Source organism: Thiomonas intermedia (assembly GCF_002028405.1).
GTDB lineage: Bacteria > Pseudomonadota > Gammaproteobacteria > Burkholderiales > Burkholderiaceae_C > Thiomonas > Thiomonas intermedia.
Genome location: NZ_CP020046.1, coordinates 1,302,458 through 1,320,671, shown reverse-complemented (window position 1 = coordinate 1,320,671; position 18,214 = coordinate 1,302,458). Strand labels below are relative to the sequence as shown.

Annotated in this window: 17 protein-coding genes; 9 read left to right on the top strand and 8 right to left on the bottom strand. The window is 65.8% G+C overall.

What is annotated here, in order from left to right:
• Positions 1 to 76: 76 nt before the first annotated feature.
• The gene (locus tag BVH73_RS06185) at positions 77 to 481 is read left to right on the top strand and encodes a MerR family transcriptional regulator (RefSeq protein WP_079417059.1); all 405 of its coding nucleotides are present in this window, start codon (positions 77 to 79) and stop codon (positions 479 to 481) included.
• Here BVH73_RS06185 and BVH73_RS06180 read toward each other — a convergent pair.
• From BVH73_RS06180 to urtA, 7 genes are all read right to left on the bottom strand, one after another.
• Positions 408 to 2,336 carry an ArnT family glycosyltransferase gene (locus BVH73_RS06180; protein ID WP_079417057.1) on the bottom strand — a complete coding sequence of 643 codons (1,929 nt, stop codon included), beginning with the start codon at positions 2,334 to 2,336 and terminating at the stop codon, positions 408 to 410. The genes BVH73_RS06185 and BVH73_RS06180 overlap by 74 nt on opposite strands.
• A 493-nt stretch (positions 2,337 to 2,829) precedes the next feature.
• Entirely contained in the window at positions 2,830 to 3,624 is a 795-nt protein-coding gene (locus tag BVH73_RS06175; RefSeq protein ID WP_218919050.1) for a cation efflux transmembrane domain-containing protein, read from the bottom strand.
• Between the two features lie 101 nt (positions 3,625 to 3,725).
• Entirely contained in the window at positions 3,726 to 4,418 is a 693-nt protein-coding gene (urtE, locus tag BVH73_RS06170; RefSeq protein WP_079417053.1) for an urea ABC transporter ATP-binding subunit UrtE, read from the bottom strand.
• A gap of 46 nt (positions 4,419 to 4,464) precedes the next feature.
• Complete coding sequence (gene urtD, locus BVH73_RS06165) at positions 4,465 to 5,313, bottom strand: urea ABC transporter ATP-binding protein UrtD (protein WP_079420396.1); 849 nt, start codon at positions 5,311 to 5,313, stop codon at positions 4,465 to 4,467.
• Positions 5,306 to 6,520: an urea ABC transporter permease subunit UrtC gene (gene urtC / locus BVH73_RS06160; protein WP_245800438.1), complete on the bottom strand. Its 1,215-nt coding sequence runs from the start codon at positions 6,518 to 6,520 to the stop codon at positions 5,306 to 5,308. Before urtC ends, urtD begins: the two co-directional genes overlap by 8 nt.
• A gap of 9 nt (positions 6,521 to 6,529) precedes the next feature.
• Positions 6,530 to 8,158, bottom strand: coding sequence for an urea ABC transporter permease subunit UrtB (gene urtB / locus BVH73_RS06155; protein WP_179947964.1), 1,629 nt, complete (start codon positions 8,156 to 8,158; stop codon positions 6,530 to 6,532).
• A gap of 162 nt (positions 8,159 to 8,320) precedes the next feature.
• On the bottom strand, positions 8,321 to 9,562 hold the full coding sequence (gene urtA, locus BVH73_RS06150; protein WP_079417051.1) for an urea ABC transporter substrate-binding protein: 1,242 nt from the start codon (positions 9,560 to 9,562) through the stop codon (positions 8,321 to 8,323).
• 410 nt (positions 9,563 to 9,972) lie between these two features.
• On the opposite strand from urtA, the gene BVH73_RS06145 reads away from it, so the two are divergent.
• From BVH73_RS06145 to ureC, 4 genes are read left to right on the top strand one after another with little or no spacing between them, the layout of a single operon-like run.
• Positions 9,973 to 10,275: an urease subunit gamma gene (locus tag BVH73_RS06145; protein ID WP_079417049.1), complete on the top strand. Its 303-nt coding sequence runs from the start codon at positions 9,973 to 9,975 to the stop codon at positions 10,273 to 10,275.
• 45 nt (positions 10,276 to 10,320) lie between these two features.
• On the top strand, positions 10,321 to 10,950 hold the full coding sequence (locus tag BVH73_RS06140) for a HupE/UreJ family protein (RefSeq protein WP_079417047.1): 630 nt from the start codon (positions 10,321 to 10,323) through the stop codon (positions 10,948 to 10,950).
• A 22-nt stretch (positions 10,951 to 10,972) separates the two neighbouring features.
• A complete protein-coding gene (locus BVH73_RS06135; RefSeq protein WP_079417045.1) occupies positions 10,973 to 11,278 on the top strand; it encodes an urease subunit beta in 306 nt (101 codons plus the stop codon).
• On the top strand, positions 11,278 to 13,020 hold the full coding sequence (gene ureC, locus BVH73_RS06130; protein WP_079417043.1) for an urease subunit alpha: 1,743 nt from the start codon (positions 11,278 to 11,280) through the stop codon (positions 13,018 to 13,020). Before BVH73_RS06135 ends, ureC begins: the two co-directional genes overlap by 1 nt.
• 31 nt (positions 13,021 to 13,051) lie before the next feature.
• On the opposite strand, the gene BVH73_RS06125 is transcribed toward ureC, so the two are convergent.
• Positions 13,052 to 14,962, bottom strand: a complete 1,911-nt coding sequence (locus BVH73_RS06125) for a bifunctional diguanylate cyclase/phosphodiesterase (RefSeq protein ID WP_169836759.1) — start codon at positions 14,960 to 14,962, stop codon at positions 13,052 to 13,054.
• A 200-nt stretch (positions 14,963 to 15,162) separates the two neighbouring features.
• Here BVH73_RS06125 and ureE point away from each other — a divergent pair, with 200 nt between their 5' ends.
• From ureE to BVH73_RS06105, 4 genes are all read left to right on the top strand, one after another.
• On the top strand, positions 15,163 to 15,693 hold the full coding sequence (gene ureE / locus BVH73_RS06120; RefSeq protein WP_079417039.1) for an urease accessory protein UreE: 531 nt from the start codon (positions 15,163 to 15,165) through the stop codon (positions 15,691 to 15,693).
• A 100-nt stretch (positions 15,694 to 15,793) separates the two neighbouring features.
• Entirely contained in the window at positions 15,794 to 16,456 is a 663-nt protein-coding gene (locus BVH73_RS06115; protein WP_245800482.1) for an urease accessory protein UreF, read from the top strand.
• Entirely contained in the window at positions 16,453 to 17,121 is a 669-nt protein-coding gene (gene ureG, locus BVH73_RS06110; RefSeq protein ID WP_079417035.1) for an urease accessory protein UreG, read from the top strand. The genes BVH73_RS06115 and ureG overlap by 4 nt, the downstream gene beginning before the upstream one ends.
• A gap of 16 nt (positions 17,122 to 17,137) precedes the next feature.
• Positions 17,138 to 18,136, top strand: coding sequence for a HoxN/HupN/NixA family nickel/cobalt transporter (locus BVH73_RS06105; RefSeq protein ID WP_154048433.1), 999 nt, complete (start codon positions 17,138 to 17,140; stop codon positions 18,134 to 18,136).
• Positions 18,137 to 18,214 lie beyond the last annotated feature (78 nt).

Sequence of the window (18,214 nt, the reverse complement as noted above, 5' to 3'; positions counted from 1 at the left end):
TGGCTGGGTGGGAAAGGGGACGCGACAACACATTACACTTGACGTTAACGTCAACTGGAGCCGAGTATAGGCACGCATGAAAAACGCTGCTGCTGCCCCCGCCGCTGCCACCTTCACCATCGGTGAGCTCGCGCGCGAGTTCGACCTGACCACCCGTGCCATCCGTTTCTATGAAGAAGCGGGCCTGCTCTGCCCCCGACGCGAGGGCAGGCTGCGCGTCTACACCCAGGGCGACCGCACGCGGCTGAAGCTCACGCAGCGCGGCAAACGCCTGGGGCTGAGCCTGGCCGAGATCAAGGAGCTGGTGATGATGTACGAGTCGCCGCGCGACACCGTGCCCCAGCTGCGCCGCTATCTGGAGGTGCTCGCCGAGCACCGTGCCGACATCGAAGGCCGCATGGCCGATCTCAAGGCGACGCTGGAGGAGATCCGGGCGTATGAAGGGGAAGCCCAGGCGCTGCTGAGAAAACAGGGCGGCTAGCGTCGGGTTGTCCTGCCGGACCGGACGATTCAGTCGCGGCGCGGGCCGGACGTGTGAAGAGGCGGAACCGTTCGTTGCTGTCGCCAGGACGACTCCCCTCCCAGACCTCCACCCAGGGCTGGCCCGGAGCGGGAATACGCGCCGCGGCCTTGTCCAGCACCAATAAGGCGCGGCAGGCGTCCGGGCCGTGCAGGGAGCTGGCGATGATCGGGTTCAGATCCGTCAGAAAGGCCACCATGGCGCGCTCCGAGTCGCCCAGCCCGAAAGTCAGCAGACATCGCGTCGGACTCGGGACCTCAGCCTGCATGGCGGCGAAGGTGGCGCGGTAGCTGCGCGCATCATTCATCCACGGCAGAAGCAGGGTGTTGAACGTTCCCCACATGAATGTGAGGCCGGCGAACCCGACGAGCAAAGCCCCGGCTGCGCGCGCTGCCCAAAGGCTCAAAGCCCAGACCCAGGCTGCGGCGATGCCTATGGCCGCCATGGCGGCCATGACCGACAGAGGCATGGACTGTTCCAGGGGCAGCCATTTGCCCAGACCGAACGTGGCCAGATCGCCATGACCGCTCACCATGGCCAGCCAGCGGACCCAGAGCGCCAGACCCAGCACGGAAAACACCACCAGCGCGGCGCTCGCCCAGGCGCGGTCGAGTCGTTCGGGCAGCGAGACCCGTGTGGCGAGCAGGGCCAGCGCGGGCATGAGCGGCAGCAGGTAGATGTCGCGCAAGACCGACGAGAACCACAACGTGGCCACGAAGATCACCACATAGACCCACAGAATGCCCAGGGCCGGATCGATCGGCTTCATGCGCAGTTTCGCTCGTCTGAATGCGGCGATGGCACCGCCTACCGCAACCCAGCCCGAGGGGAAGGTAAGCCCGATCAAGGAGAGCAGAGCGTCGGCATTGCTGCCGCGCGCGCCTCCCAGATGTTCAAAACCAAAGTAGCGGCCGAAATTGTTGTCCCAGAACCAGAGCGTGAAGAGGCTTGGCGAGGTCTTCCAGAATGCGATGGGCCAGATCAGCAACCAGGGCAGCGCGGCCAGGAAGGCCCAGGCCAGCATGACGGCGTAGCGACGTTGGCGAAACGCGGGAAACAGGGGCGCGAGCAGGCAGGTGATGCCCACGACGCCGGGCACCAGCAGCCCCTTGCTCATGAAGGCGATGCCTGCGCCCGTGCCCAAGAGCAGGCCGCTGCCCAGCGCGGTCTTCGGCAGTCCAGGCACGGCGTCAGCGCCGGGCGGATGCTGGCTTGACCGGGCATAGGCGACGAGCGCGGCAAGGCACAGAAGGGCCCCTGCCGTGAAGGGAATGTCGGCGGTCAGTTTGTGCAGATGTTCGATCGTGCCCAGGGTGCCGAGAAACCACAACACCGCGCTCAACCCGGTCCCGCCTGTCCCGCGCGAGGTCTCGGCAGGGCCCGCCAATCCGTCGCCCGCGCGCTTGAGCACCCAGATCATCAGCAGCAGCCAGGCCAGAGTGGCCAGCTGCGCGCCGTCGAAGAAGGGCAGCCAGTGATCGGTCAGACGTGCCGTGAATGCGGCCGTCCAATACATCAGCGGCGGTTTTTCGACGAAGGGCACCCCGGCCACACGCGGCACGATCCAGTCGCTGCTCCGCGAGAAGTCGAACGCCATGCCCACCGAATAGGGCTCGTCCGCCTTCCAGGGGTCGCGACCAAACATCCCGGCCACGACGAGGATGAGCACCAGCGCCCACGCGTAAGTCGTCAGGCTGCGCCCAAACAAGACCGAGCGTCGCCGCACTGTGAGCTGCGGCGGCGCAACGAGCCCAGCCTTCTGCGCGATTGGCAAGGCGGTCGGAGGGGGGAACGAAGACTCTGAGATGTCCTGCATCGATGAACTCGGTGATCGCCGAATCGCCTTTGATCCCAGAGGCGGGCCAACAGGATCCGCCCGAGGGTCGATCCCGTGTGCATGATCATCTGGCGCCCGGATCCTGGACAAACAGCAGAAAATGATCGGGATGAAGAAATTAAATTGTAGGTATAAGATCGCTGACAACCTGTATGAATTTCTTCACAGTTCGGTTCTTTACATCCCGATACGCGGCGGAAATCCATCGCTCTTGCGCGGCCAGCCCGGTACAGGGAATGGCTGACGCAGGATGCGTCAAGTCAGCAGGTGGGATCTCGCATTGATGCGGCGGGGGCCGAGTCAGGCATGATTTTGAGGAGGATCCAGCTTTGAGTGTGAGGGCCAAGGCCGCTCGCGGCGACCCGGCGCCGAAGCCCGATGATCACTTGATTCACCTCGGACCTAAATGGATGAAGGCGCTGAAACTCTTCATCGGCGCGCGCGTCGTTCGCGCGGCCACACGAGTCAGGCGTCAGGCCTTCGCGCGGCGAAGCTCACGCGACGATTCCTTGAGCACTGATGCCGACGATCTGGCGAAAAGAACGGCAATACCAATTCCGACGAGAAGGTCGGGCCACGCCTCCCGGGTTAGCCAGACTCCTATTGCGGCCAGCACGACGGCCAAGTTCGCGAGTAAGTCATTGCGTGAGCAAAGCCAAACCGAACTCATATTGACGTCATCTGCCCGGTGTCGCCATAGAAGAGAGAAGCAGTAGCCGTTAGCAGCCAATGCCAGCAGGCCCACGAGACCGATAGTTTCTGCCGCCGGAGGGCTGGATGCCAGCAACTTGTATGCGACCTGCCCGAAGGCGGCCAGAGCAAATATCGCCATGATGCCGCCCTTGAGTAGGGCCGACCGGGCCTTGGCCGCGGCGGTGCCTGCGACGACGTACAGGCTGAATGCGTAGACGAGCGAGTCACCGAGCATGTCCAATGAATCTGCGACCAGCGAGGCCGAGCCCGCATGAAAACCGAAAGCAAATTCAACAACGAACATGAAAGCGTTCACCGCGAGCACGACTTTCAGCACAGCCGACTGCCTGCGCTGAAGCGCCTCGATCTCGCACGCCTTGTTGTTACAACAGTTGCTCATTCCGCCCGCCAAAAGGCCTGATATCGATCCCGCAGCGCTTGCCAAATTGCGGTCTGGGTTTGGGCTATAGGGACGGTGCAAAAACACAGGTTCAAACGCGCCATCAAACGTGGCATCAAACCCGGCATGCCCGCTTCGCGCCTGGTGCGCCCGCTCGATCAGCTGCGCGAGCACATCCGGTCCATGCACTATAGCCTCAGCTCCAGGAAGGCCTCAGGTGAGGTGTATGGGGTGCGCCTTTTCATGCGCTGGCAGGGCGCGGCGCAAGGTCGCGGTCACACTGCAATCAGCTCGCGGACGCCGTCGGCATCCATGTCGTCGCCGTGCCCGGTCTTCACCACTTCGCCACGCGACATCACGCAATAGGTGTCAGCGAGCGATTTGGCGAAGTCGTAGTACTGCTCGACGAGCAGGATGGCCATGTCGCCTCGCGAGGCGAGCATGCGGATGACGCGTTCGATGTCCTTGATGATCGAGGGCTGGATGCCTTCGGTGGGCTCGTCGAGGATGAGCAGCCTGGGGCCCGCGGCCAGGGCGCGGGCGATGGCGAGCTGCTGCTGCTGACCGCCGGAGAGGTCGCCGCCGCGGCGCCCGAGCATCTGCTTGAGCACCGGGAACAGGGTGAACAGTTCATCGGGCACGGTGGTCGATCCGGGGCGGTAGGCCAGGCCCATGCGCAGGTTCTCCTCCACGGTGAGGCGGGGGAAGATCTCGCGGCCCTGGGGCACATAGCCGATGCCCAGGCGCGCCCGCGCGTCGGGCCGCAGCGGGTCGATGCGGGTGCCGTCGAGCGTGATGCTGCCACTCCTGATGCCCACCAATCCCATGATGGCCTTGAGCAGGGTGGTCTTGCCCACGCCGTTGCGGCCGAGCAGGGTGAGCACCTTGCCTTGTTCAAGGCTGAGGCTGACGTTGCGCAGGATATGGCTGCCGCCGTAGTACTGCTGAATGGCGTCGATCTGGAGCATGGTTAGCGGGGGAAGTGCGGGAGTGGGGGCGCAGGCGGCGGACGGCTTAGCGACCGAGATAAACCTCGACGACGCGCTCGTCGGCCTGTACCTGCTCCAGGCTGCCTTCGGCGAGCACGCTGCCTTCGTGCAGCACGGTCACCTTGTCGGCGATCTTGCGGACGAATTCCATGTCGTGTTCCACCACCATGAGGGTGTGCTTGCCGGCCAGCGAGACAAAGAGTTCGGCGGTGCGGTCGGTCTCGAAGTCGGTCATGCCGGCCACGGGTTCGTCGAGCAGCAGGAGCTGAGGTTCGAGCATCAGCAGCATGCCGATTTCCAGCCACTGCTTCTGGCCGTGCGACAGGTCGCCGGCGCGGCGCCCGGCCTGGTCGTGCAGACGGATTTGTTCGAGCACTTCCTCCACCCGCTGGCGCTGCGCGCTGCTCAGCCGGAAGAACAGGGTGGCGCGCGCGCGCTTGTCCGACTTGAGCGCCAGCTCCAGGTTGTCCTGCACGCTCAAATCCTCGAACACCGTGGGCTTCTGGAACTTGCGGCCCACGCCGGCGGCCACCACCTCGGCCTCGCGCAGCTTGAGCAGATCGATGGTCTGACCGAAAAAGGCGGTACCGGCGTCGGGTCGGGTCTTGCCGGTGATCACGTCCATCATCGTGGTCTTGCCCGCGCCATTGGGGCCGATGATGCAGCGCAGCTCGCCCACGTCGAGCGAGAGGCTGAGCTTGTTGAGGGCGCGAAAGCCGTCGAAGCTCACGCTGATGTCGTCGAGGTAGAGGGCCACGCCGTGGCTGAGGTCCACGCCGGGTTGACGCACATGGCCGTAGCCCGCCGACGCATCGCCACCGAGTTCGGGCTGGGGCTGCTGGTACACGATGTCCCGCCAGTCGAGATCAGCCACGGCGCGTCCTCCCAAGGAAACGCAGGGCCGCCCCAAGTTTCCTTGTTCCCCGCGGGGGGCGGGCTGGGCGCTGCTCAGCTCTGGGGGCTCTCCATTGCTTGAACAGCCCGACGATGCCATAGGGCGCATACAGCGTGACCACGATGAACAGGCCGCCCAGCAGATACAGCCAGACCTGGGGAATGGACACGGTCAGCCAGCTCTTGGCCACGTTCACGAGTACCGCGCCGACGATGGGGCCGATCAGGGTGCCGCGTCCGCCGATGGCCGTCCAGATGGCGATCTCGATCGAGTTGGAGGTGGACATTTCGCTGGGATTGATGATGCCCACCTGCGGCGCATACAGCGCACCCGCGATGCCGCACATCATGGCCGACACCGTCCACACCCCGAGTTTGAACCACAGCGGGTTGTAGCCGCAGAACATGACCCGGCTCTCCGCATCGCGCACGGCGGTGAGCACGCGGCCGAACTTGCTGCGCACCAGCCAGCGCGAGAACAGGAACATGCCGACGAGCGTCACACTGCTGGCGACGAACAGCGACACCGTCATGCCCGCCGTGCCCATGGGAAAGCCCAGCAGCACCTTGAAGTCGGTGAGACCGTTATTGCCGCCAAAGCCGGTCTCGTTGCGGAAGAACAGCAGCATGGCCGCATAAGTAAGAGCCTGGGTGATGATGGAGAAATAGACCCCCTTGATGCGCGAACGGAAGGCGAAGAAGCCGAACACGAAGGCCAGCAGGCCGGGCGCGGCCACCGCCAGGAACAGCGCCCAGGCGAAATGCTCGGTGCCCACCCAGTACCAGGGGAAGTGCGTCCACTGCATGAACTGCATGAAGTCGGGCAGATTGCCGCTGGCCGCATTCATCGCCCGGTTGAGGTACATGCCCATGGCATAGCCGCCCAGGGCGAAGAACAGGCCGTGGCCCAGCGACAGGATGCCGGCATAGCCCCAGACCAGATCCATCGCCAGCGCCACCATGGCGTAGCACAGAATCTTGCCCGACAGCCCGACCCAGTATTGCGACAGATGCAGACTGCTGCCCTGCGGCAAGGCCAGCGCCAGAAGGGGCACCAGCGCCGTGGCCAGCAGCAGAAAGCCGATCAGCGCGGCCCAGCCCCACAGCGGCAGAAAAGCCGTGGGCGACTGCAATTGCACTCGCGGCGGCGGCACCAGCGTGCCGGATTCGTTGAGGATGGCGGCCATGATGGGTGCTCAGCTTTCCACGCTGCGGCCCTTGAGGGCGAACATGCCCTGCGGGCGCTTTTGAATGAACAGGATGATGGCCACCAGCACGGCGATCTTCGCCAGCACCGCGCCGGCCACGCCTTCGAGCAGGGTGTTGGCCACCCCCAGGCCCAAGGCGGCGGCCACCGTGCCGGTGAGCTGACCCACGCCGCCCAGCACCACGACCATGAAGCAGTCGACGATGTAGCCCGTGCCCATCTCCGGGCTGACGTTGCCGATCTGGCTGAGCGCGCAGCCCGCCAGGCCCGCGATGCCCGTGCCCAGCCCGAAGGCCAGCATGTCCACCCGGGCGATGCGCACGCCTACGCAGGAGGCCATGGGACGGTTCTGCGTGACGGCGCGCACGAACAGGCCCAGCCGCGTGCGGCTGATGAGCAGCCACATGCCCAGCAGCACCACCACGGTGAAGGCGATGATGACCATGCGGTTGTAGGGCAGGATGAGATTGGCCATGATGTTGAAGCCGCCCGACATCCACGGAGGGTTGTCCACCTGCACGTTTTGCGGCCCGAACAGGCTGCGCACCGCCTGGATCAGCACCAGACTGATGCCCCAGGTGGCCAGCAGGGTTTCGAGCGGCCGGCCGTACAGACGGCGGATGATGGTGCGCTCGATGAGCATGCCGATGCTCCCCGCCACGACGAAGGAGAAGGGCACCGCCGCGATGAGCGCATAGTGCACATAGCCCGGCAGATAGTGCTGGAACAGGCTCTGCATCACATAGGTGGCGTAGGCCCCGATCATGATGAACTCGCCCTGCGCCATATTGATCACGCCCATCAGCCCGTAGGTGACGGCCAGGCCCAGCGCGGCCAGAAGCAGAATGCTGCCCAGGCTGATGCCCGAAAACAGCGTGCCCAGCCGCTCGCCCCAGGCCAGGCGGCCGTCGATCTCGGCGAGGCTTTTCTCGATCTGCGTGCGCACCAGCGGGGAGCTTTCGACGAAGGCGCCGTCCTTCTTGTCCAGCCGCGACAGCAGCAGCGCGCGCACCGCCGGGTAGTTGCTGGCCGCCAGTTCCTTGGCCGCGGCCAGGCGGTCGGCGGCGCTGGCGCTGCTGAGCAGGATGGCGGCATGCAGCAGTTGCAGGCGCTGGAGGATTTCCGGGTCTTTCTCGGTTTTCAGCGCCTGCTCTACCAGGCCGCGGTCGACCGAGGTCGGGTCGTCCTGCAGTTGCTGCACGGCCTTGAGACGCTGGGTGCGCTGCGGCGAAAACAGGTCGAGCGCGGCGCGGGCCGATTGCAGCTCCTTGCGCACATAGTTGTTGTTGACCACGCCTTGCGCGTTGTCGCTGGGGGTGACGGCCTTGCCGGTCGCCAGGTCGATCCAGGCATCGCCTTGCTGCACCTGCACCATGGTGCCGTCGATCTGCACGTCGCCATCGAGCAGTTTGTGCAGAAAGTCAGCGAGCTGCGGATCGGGCTTGGCCGCGGCCTTGTGCAGGGCGGCGATGCGGGCGTCGGTGTCGCCGCTGGAAATCGCCAGCGCCTCCTGCGGCGTGAGCGCATGGGCCTGCGGCAGCAGGCCGATCAACAGTAGGCCGAACGCCAGACGCAGCCAGGCGCCGGGTCGGTGCCACAGAGAGCGCGAAGGGGTCATGGTCGTGAAGAGCGGGGAGTGGGGGCGATGCTTTCAAGGCTCCCCACCCCAGCCCTCCCCGCGAGCGGAGAGGGAGCAAACCCACAGCGCTGCGCGGCGGGTTGCCCCTCCCCCACGGCGTGGGGGAGGTTGGGAGGGGGAGTGTTTGCGTGGCCGAAACAATCAAGCGTTCTTCGGCTTGGGGATGTAGGGACTCCAGGACTCGCCCGGCACCAGACCCTTGGACTTCCACACCACGTCGAACTGCGCCTTGTCGTTGATCTGGCCAATGAACACCGGCTTGCTCAAGTACTGGTTCTCCAGCACTTCGACGGTATAGCCATCGGGGGCGGCGAACTTCTGTCCGATCAGCGCCTTGCGCACCTCGTCGGTCTTGGTGGACTTGGCCTTCTCCACCGCCTGCTTCCACAGATGAATGCCGATGTAGGAGGCTTCCATCGGGTCGTCGGTGACGGGGTAGTCTTTCAGGCCCTTGGCTTTCACATAGTCCTGCCAAGACTTGACGAACTTGGCGTTGCGCGGATTTTTCAGCGACTCGAAGTAGTTCCACGCGGTGAGCTGGCCCACCAGCGGCTTGATGTCCATGCCGGCGATTTCCTGCTCGGCGATGGAGAAGCCGACCACCGGAATGTCGGTGGCTTTGATGCCCTGGTTGCCCAGCTCTTTGTAGAACGGCACGTTGGAATCGCCGTTCACGGTGGAGATCACGCAGGTCGGGCCGCCGGAGGCGAACTTCTTGATGTCGGCCACGATGTTCTGATAGTTGCTGAAGCCGAACGGGGTGTAGACCTCGGCGATGTCGGCGTCCTTCACGCCCTTGGAGTGCAGGAAGCCGCGCAGGATGGCGTTGGTCGTGCGCGGGTAGACGTAGTCGGTGCCCAGCAGGAAGAAGCGCTTGGCACCGCCGCCGTCCTTGCTCATGAGGTATTCGGTGGCGGGAATGGCTTGCTGGTTGGGCGCGGCACCCGTGTAGACCACATGCTTGTTCTGCTCCTGCCCCTCGAACTGCACGGGGTAGAACAGCAGGCCGTTGAGCTCGTCGAGCACCGGCAGCACCGATTTGCGCGACACCGACGTCCAGCAGCCGAAGATGGCCGCCACCTTGTCCTGACTGATGAGCTGGCGCGCCTTCTCGGCGAACAGCGGCCAGTTGGAGGCGGGATCGACCACCACGGGTTCGATCATGTGCCCGTCCACGCCGCCCGCGGCATTGATCTCGGCAATGGTCATCAGGTCAACGTCCTTCAAGGCCGTTTCGGAGATGGCCATGGTGCCCGACAGCGAATGCAGGATGCCGACCTTGATCGGTGCCTTGCTCGCGGCAATGGCGGGGAAGGGCAGGGTGCTGGCAGCCGCTGCGGCGACAGCGCCGCCAACGGTCTTCAATGCGGTACGACGATCCATGTTGGAAATTCCTCCAAAGGGTGATGGTGGGGTGCGACGCTCCCTGTTGTGCAAGTCGCGTGCCACGGTTTTGTCGCCTCCCGCGATGAGGGGTGACAGTTGCTTCACGATGGTTTCCTATCGGTGTTCGTGCATGCGTGCTGGCCTGGGGCGCAACGGGCTGCAAGCCATGCGCACTCAGGTCGTCTCAGTGCGTGCGGGGCGGTCTGATTTGGTGCGGCCGCACCAGAAGTGTGCGTCTGGGGCGCTTGTTCGCGCCGCCTCCTGCCCATGCCTTCGCAAGATGCCCGCGCCGGGGGCGGGTCTGTTTTTTGCACCATGGTCATGGCCCGCGCGCATCGCAGGATGCGCGATGTATTCAGGCTTGCGCGCTAAGCTCGCGCCCACGTTCTCACCGCACTCACCGCGTCATGGATCTCACGCCCCGCGAAAAAGACAAGCTGCTCATCTTCACCGCCGCGCTGCTGGCCGAGCGCCGCAAGGCCCGCGGGCTCAAGCTCAACGTGCCCGAGGCCATCGCCTACATCACCGCCGCGGTGATGGAGGGTGCGCGCGACGGTCGCACCGTGGCCGAGTTGATGAGCGAGGGCCGCATCCTGCTCACTCGCGGCGAGGTGATGGACGGCGTGCCCGAACTCATTCCCGACATCCAGGTGGAAGCCACTTTCCCCGACGGCACCAAGCTGGTGACCGTGCACCAACCCATCGTCTGATACCGCACCGCCCCCTTCATCTCCAACGCTTTCACGAGACCTCGAATGCAAGCCTCCACGCACCTCTCAAGCCGCAGCCGTATCCGAGCCCTGTTGGGGCTGGCCCTGTTCGCCGTCGCGACTTCCGCCCTGGCCCATACCGGCAACGATGGCGGTCTGCATCACAGCTTCGGCAGCGGATTTGTGCATCCCTTCACGGGGCTCGACCATCTGTCGGCCATGGTGGCCGTGGGCCTGTGGAGCGCCATATCGGCCGCCGCCGTCGACCGCCGCCTGTTGTGGGCGCCGACGGGATTCGCCAGCATGCTGCTGCTTGGGGCGTTGCTCGGCTTTGCAGGGGTGCAACTGCCTGCGGTCGAACCGATGATCGCGGCCTCGGTGCTGGTGATCGGTCTGTTCGCCGCCGTGCGGCTTCGCCTGGCGGGTTGGGTGGCGGCAGGCGTGGTCGGGGCCTTCGCGGTGTTCCACGGACTGGCCCACGGCGAGGAACTGGCGGGCGTGGCCGGACGCTGGGCCGTGGTGGCCGGCATGGTGAGCGCCACGGTGTTGTTGCATGCCGCGGGGCTGGGCGCGGGCCTGGCACTGCGACGCACCGGTCGATGGGGCGCGCTGCTGGCCGGCGGCACCATCGCCGGCATGGGTGCGTCTTTGCTGGGCGGCTGGGTAGCGGCCTGATCGATTCGAAAAGGACGCCACGATGATTCCCGGTGAAATCCTCTGCGCCGAAGGTGACCTCGCGCTCAACCCCGGCCGCACGCCCCTCGATCTGGTGGTGGAGAACGTGGGCGACCGGCCCATTCAGGTCGGTTCGCACTATCACTTCGCGGAAGCCAATCCCGGTCTGCGCTTTGATCGCGCGGCTGCGCGCGGCATGCGCCTGCATATTGCCAGCGGTACCGCGGTGCGCTTCGAGCCGGGCCAGCAGCGCAGCGTGCAGCTCGTACCCTTTGGCGGGGCGCGGGTGGTCATCGGCTTCCGGCAAGACGTGATGGGGGCGCTGTGATGGCCACGATTTCCCGCCGTGCCTATGCCGAGATGTACGGCCCCACCGTGGGCGACCGCGTGCGCCTGGCCGATACCGATCTGCTCATCGAAGTCGAGGACGACTACACCCTGCGCGCCGGCGGCTATGGCGAAGAGGTGAAGTTCGGCGGCGGCAAGACCATCCGCGATGGCATGGGCCAGGGCCAGCGCACTCGAGCCGAAGGGGCGATGGATCTGGTCATCACCAATGCGCTCATCCTCGATCACTGGGGCATCGTCAAGGCCGACGTGGGCATCCGCGGCCAGCGCATTGCCGCCATTGGCAAGGCCGGTAATCCCGACGTGCAGCCGGGGGTGGACATGGTCATCGGCCCGGGCACTGAAATTCTCGCGGGCGAAGGGCTCATCCTCACCGCGGGGGGCATCGACAGCCATATTCACTTCATCTGCCCGCAGCAGATCGAAGAAGCCCTGATGAGCGGCGTCACCACCATGCTGGGCGGCGGCACGGGGCCAGCCACCGGCACCAACGCGACCACCTGCACGCCAGGTCCCGAGAACATCGCCCGCATGCTGCAGGCCGCCGACGCCTTCCCGATGAACCTGGGCTTTCTCGGCAAGGGCAACGCCAGCCAGCCCGCGGCGTTGCGCGAGCAGATCGAGGCCGGCGCCATCGGCCTGAAATTGCACGAAGACTGGGGCACCACGCCCGCGGCCATCGACTGCTGCCTGTCGGTAGCCGAAGAGACCGACGTGCAGGTGGCCATCCACAGCGACACCTTGAACGAAAGCGGCTTTGTCGAAGACACCATCGCCGCCTTCAAGGGCCGCACCATCCACACCTTCCACACCGAGGGCGCGGGCGGCGGCCACGCCCCCGACATCCTGCGGGTGCTGGGCGAGGCCAATGTGTTGCCCTCCTCCACCAACCCCACGCGCCCCTTCACCGTCAACACCATCGACGAGCACCTCGACATGCTGATGGTGTGCCACCACCTCGACGCGGGCATTGCCGAAGACCTGGCGTTTGCCGAAAGCCGCATTCGCCGCGAGACCATTGCCGCCGAAGACGTGCTGCACGATCTGGGCGCCATCAGCATCATGTCCAGCGACAGCCAGGCCATGGGCCGCGTGGGCGAAGTCATTCTGCGCACCTGGCAGACCGCGCACAAGATGAAGGCGCAGCGCGGCTGGCTGGCTCCTACACAGGGCATGAACGGCGTGCAGGGCAACGACCGCAACGACAACTTCCGCGCCAGGCGCTATGTCGCCAAATACACCCTCAACCCCGCGCTGGCCCACGGCATTGCGCACGACGTGGGCTCGGTCGAAGTGGGCAAATGGGCCGACCTGGTGCTATGGCGCCCGGCCTGGTTCGGCGTCAAGCCCAGCGTCATCGTCAAGGGCGGCTTCATCGCCGCCGCGCTGATGGGCGACGCCAACGCCTCCATTCCCACCCCGCAACCGGTGCACACCCGGCCCATGTTCGGTGCCTTCGGCGGCGCGCGGCTCGCCACCTCTCTGACCTTCGTGTCGCAAGCAGGCTTGGCCCATGACATCGGCCAGCGACTGGGCCTGCAGAAGACGCTCGCTGCCGTGCGCGGCTGTCGCAGCGTGAAAAAAGCCGACATGGTGCACAACGCCTACACCCCGCAGATGCAGGTGGACGCGCAGACCTACGAAGTGCGCGCCGACGGCGTGCTGCTCACCTGCGAAGCGGCGACCGTGCTGCCGATGGCGCAGCGGTATTTTTTGTTCTGAGCGCTTCCCGGGGTGGGGATGCCGATCCGCCTCAGCGCAGGTCGGAAGACGCGAGCAGGTCGGTCAGCGCCTTCGGGGCGATGGGGTGGCTCAGGCCAAAGCCCTGCAGTTCGTCGGCTCCGAGTTCGCGCAGCAATGCAATTTGATCGGCGGTCTCCAGCCCTTCGCAGGTCACGACGAGCTTCAAACCGTGGGCGAACCGCACGATGGCGCGCAGCAGCAGGGCATCTTCGCCCTGCTGCGGCAGGCGGGCCACGAAGCTGCGATCGATTTTGAGACGATGAACCGGGTGCAGCTGCAGATGACTGAACGACGAGTAGGCCACCCCGAAGTCGTCCAGCGCCAGTCGCACACCCAGGGCATGCACCTGCCGCAGAGCCGGGGCGCAGTCGCCGCCCAACAACTGCTCTTCCGACAGTTCGAGTTCGAGGGCTTCACCTGGTAGTGCCCGCGCGACCAATGCGGCGGCGACCCGGGCGGCAAATCCGGGGTCCAGCCAGTCTTCCCGGGTGACGTTCACCGCCACGCGCATATGGGGTTGTTGCCGTCGCCATTCCACCAGGGCGTCGAGAGCCTGCTGCAGCACCCAGTCGGTGATGCGCGGCATCAAACCCGCGCGCTTGGCGAGGGGCAGGAATTCCTGAGGGCCAAGCAGTCCGAGCTCTGGATGTTCCCAGCGCAGCAGCGCCTCGGCCGCGACGATGCGAAGGTCGGCCGCGGCGTATTCGGGCTGCGCCAGCAGGCGCAGTTCGCCACGCGCAATGGCCATGGGTAGCGCGCTGCGCAGCCGGGCGGCGCGTTGCAGACTCAGGCCGTCTGGATCGTCGACAAACGCCATCCGCGGCCCACCGCCCGCCTGTGCACGCGCCGTCCCGACCGCGTGTCGCGTGGCGTCGAGCAGCGTTGGCGTGTCATCGGCGTCGGCCGGATACAGCGCGATGCCGATGGCGGCTTTGCTCGGCGGGGCCGAGAGGGTGGCGCCGTCTTGCCCCAGTGCGTCGGCCATGCGCAGCGCAAGTTCTGCCAGATCCTGTCGCCCCAAGGGGTCGAGACGGTGCAGCGGCGCCAGCAGGCCAAGGCTGCGCTGCCCGATCCGGCCGAGAACGTCGATGCGCCGTTTGGTTTGCGCCAGGCGTTGCGCCATTGCGGCAAAGGCCGCGTCGTCGCACGGCATCACGTCCACGCGCAGCAAGGCCAGCACGGTGCCGTCGGCCTGGGCTTGCAGGCGGGCATGCTCCAGCCAGGCCAGGAAATACGGTCGGTTGGGCAGTTGGGTGAGGGCGTCGAGGCTGGCTTCGTCGTCCAGACGTGCCAACAGGCGGCGGCGCTCGCCCAGAGCGCGCAACATGCTGCGCAGGGCCAGGCCAAGGGCCACCATCAACAGCACGCCGAAGGCAATGAGCAGCTCTGCGTTCCACTGCAGCGCGGCTTGCATCTGCTTTCGGCGCTTCGAGGCGTTGTCAAGAATGTGCTCGCGCAGAGCCTTGAGTCCGACACGAATGGCATCCACGCGCTGCGCATCGGCTGCGGCCGAGGTGTGGCCAGGGGTTGCGCCGTTGGAGGGCAGCGTGTGACTGCCCAGCACCTGCTGGCGGGCGAGGATCAGACCTTGAGCCTGGGCCAGCAGCATCTGTGTTTGCGTCGCAGCCGGCAGAGCGTTCACCGTTGCCGAGAGTCTGTCGAGCGCCCCCAGAAGAGCCTGCTCGGCGGTACCCAACGCGGCGAGGTTGGCAGGGGTCGGCTTGGCGAGAAAAAGCCGCAGTTGACCCTGGGTGAGCAAGAGTTTGCCCTGAGTGGTGGACAGGGCCTGCAATGCCGCATTTTCGCGAAACGAAAGCCGCTCATGATCGAGCGCCCGCAGGGTGCGCACGATCAGCCAGCCGCCGAGTACCACGGTGACGATGTAGAGCCCGAGCACCAGAGCAATCAGCTGGCGTTGCATCCGCCCTGGCGGCAGCCGCGGGGCGAGTCTTGGCATTCCGACAGAAAATTCGGTGAAAGGCTTCATATGCTCAATGGTATGGGGGTTTATTCCTTTGTCACCCACTGGATGCGGCGGTACAGCCGATGCTCGTCGGCTGTTGACGGCAGTGCTATAAACATCCATGTTTTTGCCTGATTGCCACTTGACGCCCATCGCCCATGCTCACCGCCAACAAACACCTCCCCGCCGGTCGTGGTCTGGCCCCGGCCCTGCTCGCTCGCGCCGCCACGCTGTCCTTGGATTGGGACACCCGTAGTAAAAGCCGCTTTGACGCGCATGACAGCACAGGCCGCCGCATCGCCGTGTTCCTGCCGCGAGGCACGGTGCTGCGCGGGGGCGACGTGCTGGTGGCGGAGGACGGGTCGTTCCTGCGCATCGAGGCCGCTCTGCAGCCCGTGCTGCAGGTGCGCGCCTGCGCCGAGCATGGCACGCCCACCGATCTGATGCGGGCGGCCTATCACCTGGGTAACCGCCATGTGCAGTTGGAAGTGCAGGCCGACTGCCTGCAGTTCGAACCTGACCCGGTGTTGGCCGACATGCTGCGCCGCATGCACCTGATCGTCGGCGAGGCACAGGCTGCGTTCGAGCCTGAAGCCGGGGCGTATGGGGAAGGGCATGGACATGCTCACGGGCATTCGCACGACGGACATCACGACCACGCACACGGCCACACGGGACATGGGCATTGAGTCGAAAGCCTCCCCACCCCAGCCCTCCCCACGCGTGGGGAGGGAGCTCACCAGTGGAGGGGGAGGCTGGGAGGGGGAGATCGTCCCGCCGCAGCTCGCCATGATGTGGCTGGCCTCACCGGCCTTGCCGGTGGGCGGGTTCAGCTACTCCGAAGGGCTGGAGGCCGCGGTGGACGCGGGCCTGGTCAGCGACGAGGCGCAAACCTTGGACTGGCTGCGCGGCCAGTTGCAACTCACCCTGGCCCGCAGCGAACTGCCTGCCGCCTGCGAGGCGCACGCCGCCTGGGCTGCGGGCGACAGTGCAGGGCTGCAAGCCATTCAGACCTGGGTGCTCGCCACACGAGAAACCGCGGAGCTGCGCCGCCAGACCGAGCAGATGGGCCGCTCCATGCTCGACTGGCTGCGCAATCTGCAGCCCGAACATCCCGCGCTGTCGCTGGCCGCCACGCTGCAGCCCGCCCCCGCCTGGCCGCTGGCCTTCGCCCTGGGCGCCCATGCGTTGGGGCTGGACGCCACACAGACCGCGCAGACGCTGGCCTTCTCCTGGCTGGAAAATCAGGTGCAGGCTGCCATGCGCGTGGTGCCGCTGGGGCAGAGCGCAGGGCAGCGCCTACTCGCCGCGCTCAGCGCCGACATTCCCGCCGCCGTGCTGCAGGCACGAAATCTGCAAGGCCGAATGGACGCCTGGCAGAGTTTCTCGCCCTTGCTGGCTATTCTCAGCAGCCGCCACGAAACCCAATACTCCCGACTCTTTCGCTCATGACACACTCCACCGGCACCGCCAGTCCGCTGCATCACATCCCCCACCGCATTAAACGCTTGCCGCCCTTGCGCGTGGGCATCGGCGGGCCGGTGGGCTCGGGCAAGACCACCCTGCTGGAAATGCTGTGCAAGACGCTGCGCGAGCGCTACGACCTCGTGGTGGTCACCAACGACATCTACACCAAGGAAGACCAACGCCTGCTCACCGTGGCCGGCGCGCTCGAACCCGAACGCATCATGGGCGTGGAGACGGGCGGCTGTCCGCACACGGCCATCCGCGAAGATGCCTCGATCAATCTCGAAGCGGTCGATCGCATGCTGGAGCAATTTCCGGATGCCGACATCGTGTTCATCGAAAGCGGCGGCGACAACCTCGCCGCGACCTTCAGCCCGGAGCTCAGCGACCTCACCATCTACGTCATCGACGTGGCCGGCGGCGAGAAGATTCCGCGCAAGGGCGGGCCCGGCATCACCAAGAGCGATCTGTTCGTCATCAACAAAACCGATCTGGCCCCGCATGTAGGCGCCAACCTCGACGTGATGCGCGCCGACACCGAGCGCATGCGCCCGGGCAGGCCCTACGCCATGACCAACCTCAAGACTCTCGACGGGCTGGAGGCGGTGGTGCGGTTCATCGAACTCAAGGGTTTGCTCGTCATCGCCTGAAATCGAGGAGTCCGCGATGTTGCTCTCTGGCCTGAATCGTCGTCCCCTGGCCATCACGGTTCTGACCCTGCTGGTGCTGCATCTTGCCGCCTGGGGCTGGCTGCTGGCCATGCTGCCCGCCCATCCCGCGCTGCTGGGCATCGGCGCCCTGGCCTATTTGCTCGGTCTGCGTCACGCCTTCGATGCCGATCACATCGCTGCCATCGACAACGTCACCCGCAAACTGCGCCAGGACGGCCAGCGTCCCATGGCCGTCGGCTTGTTCTTCTCCCTCGGTCATAGCGGCGTGGTGCTGCTGCTGTCGGCGGTGGTGGCCTTGCTGGCGCGCCATGCCCATGCGCTCATCCAAGACGCGGGCGTGGCCGGTGGGTGGATCGGCACCCTCGTCTCCGCGGGGTTTCTCACCCTCATCGGCATGGTCAATCTGCTGATCTTCCGCCGGCTGCTGCGCCTGCTGCTGGCCGCGCGTCGCGGCGACGTGATAAGCCCCGCCGCGGTGGACGATCTGCTCGCTCGCCGCGGTGGCATGGGCCGTCTGCTGCGCGGGCTCTACTCGCGCATTCATGCCAGCTGGCAGATGTTGCCGCTGGGTTTCCTGTTCGGCCTGGGGTTCGACACGGCGACCGAGGTGGCGGTGCTCGGTCTGTCGGCTGCCTTCGCACAGCACACTGATTTCCCTGTGGCCGGCGTGCTCGTATTCCCCCTGCTGTTCGCCGCCGGCATGAGCTTGATGGACACGGCCGATGGCCTGGCCATGCTGCGGGTCTATGACTGGGCGATGCAGGACGCCGCGCGCAAGCTGGGTTTCAACGTGCTCATCACCGGCTTGTCGGTCTGCGTGGCGCTGGTGATTGGCGGCATCGAGTGGTTGCAACTGCTGGGGGCGCACATGCAGGTATCCGGCAGTCTTTGGGCGAATTTGGAATCACTCGATTTTTCCGCGCTGGGGCTGGGCGTGACGGCATCGCTGCTCGCCATCTGGGCGCTGGCTTGGCATCACTACCGCGCAAGATAAAAAAAGCCGGGACGAGCCCGGCGAAGTCCAGCTAGCCGGTCTCGGCTTGCGCCCAGGCCGGCTTCCTCAAGGTTCAGG

Excerpts from the sequence above, each read along its gene's own strand:
- BVH73_RS06115 (WP_245800482.1), top strand. The coding sequence starts at position 15,794 with ATGATGTGGCTGGCCTCACCGGCCTTGCCGGTGGGCGGGTTCAGCTAC.
- BVH73_RS06135 (WP_079417045.1), top strand. The coding sequence starts at position 10,973 with ATGATTCCCGGTGAAATCCTCTGCGCCGAAGGTGACCTCGCGCTCAAC.
- ureG (WP_079417035.1), top strand. The coding sequence starts at position 16,453 with ATGACACACTCCACCGGCACCGCCAGTCCGCTGCATCACATCCCCCAC.
- BVH73_RS06180 (WP_079417057.1), bottom strand. The coding sequence starts at position 2,336 with ATGCAGGACATCTCAGAGTCTTCGTTCCCCCCTCCGACCGCCTTGCCA.
- BVH73_RS06105 (WP_154048433.1), top strand. The coding sequence starts at position 17,138 with ATGTTGCTCTCTGGCCTGAATCGTCGTCCCCTGGCCATCACGGTTCTG.
- ureE (WP_079417039.1), top strand. The coding sequence starts at position 15,163 with ATGCTCACCGCCAACAAACACCTCCCCGCCGGTCGTGGTCTGGCCCCG.
- BVH73_RS06185 (WP_079417059.1), top strand. The coding sequence starts at position 77 with ATGAAAAACGCTGCTGCTGCCCCCGCCGCTGCCACCTTCACCATCGGT.
- ureC (WP_079417043.1), top strand. The coding sequence starts at position 11,278 with ATGGCCACGATTTCCCGCCGTGCCTATGCCGAGATGTACGGCCCCACC.
- urtC (WP_245800438.1), bottom strand. The coding sequence starts at position 6,520 with ATGGCCGCCATCCTCAACGAATCCGGCACGCTGGTGCCGCCGCCGCGA.
- BVH73_RS06125 (WP_169836759.1), bottom strand. The coding sequence starts at position 14,962 with ATGCAACGCCAGCTGATTGCTCTGGTGCTCGGGCTCTACATCGTCACC.
- BVH73_RS06145 (WP_079417049.1), top strand. The coding sequence starts at position 9,973 with ATGGATCTCACGCCCCGCGAAAAAGACAAGCTGCTCATCTTCACCGCC.
- urtB (WP_179947964.1), bottom strand. The coding sequence starts at position 8,158 with ATGACCCCTTCGCGCTCTCTGTGGCACCGACCCGGCGCCTGGCTGCGT.
- urtE (WP_079417053.1), bottom strand. The coding sequence starts at position 4,418 with ATGCTCCAGATCGACGCCATTCAGCAGTACTACGGCGGCAGCCATATC.
- BVH73_RS06140 (WP_079417047.1), top strand. The coding sequence starts at position 10,321 with ATGCAAGCCTCCACGCACCTCTCAAGCCGCAGCCGTATCCGAGCCCTG.
- urtA (WP_079417051.1), bottom strand. The coding sequence starts at position 9,562 with ATGGATCGTCGTACCGCATTGAAGACCGTTGGCGGCGCTGTCGCCGCA.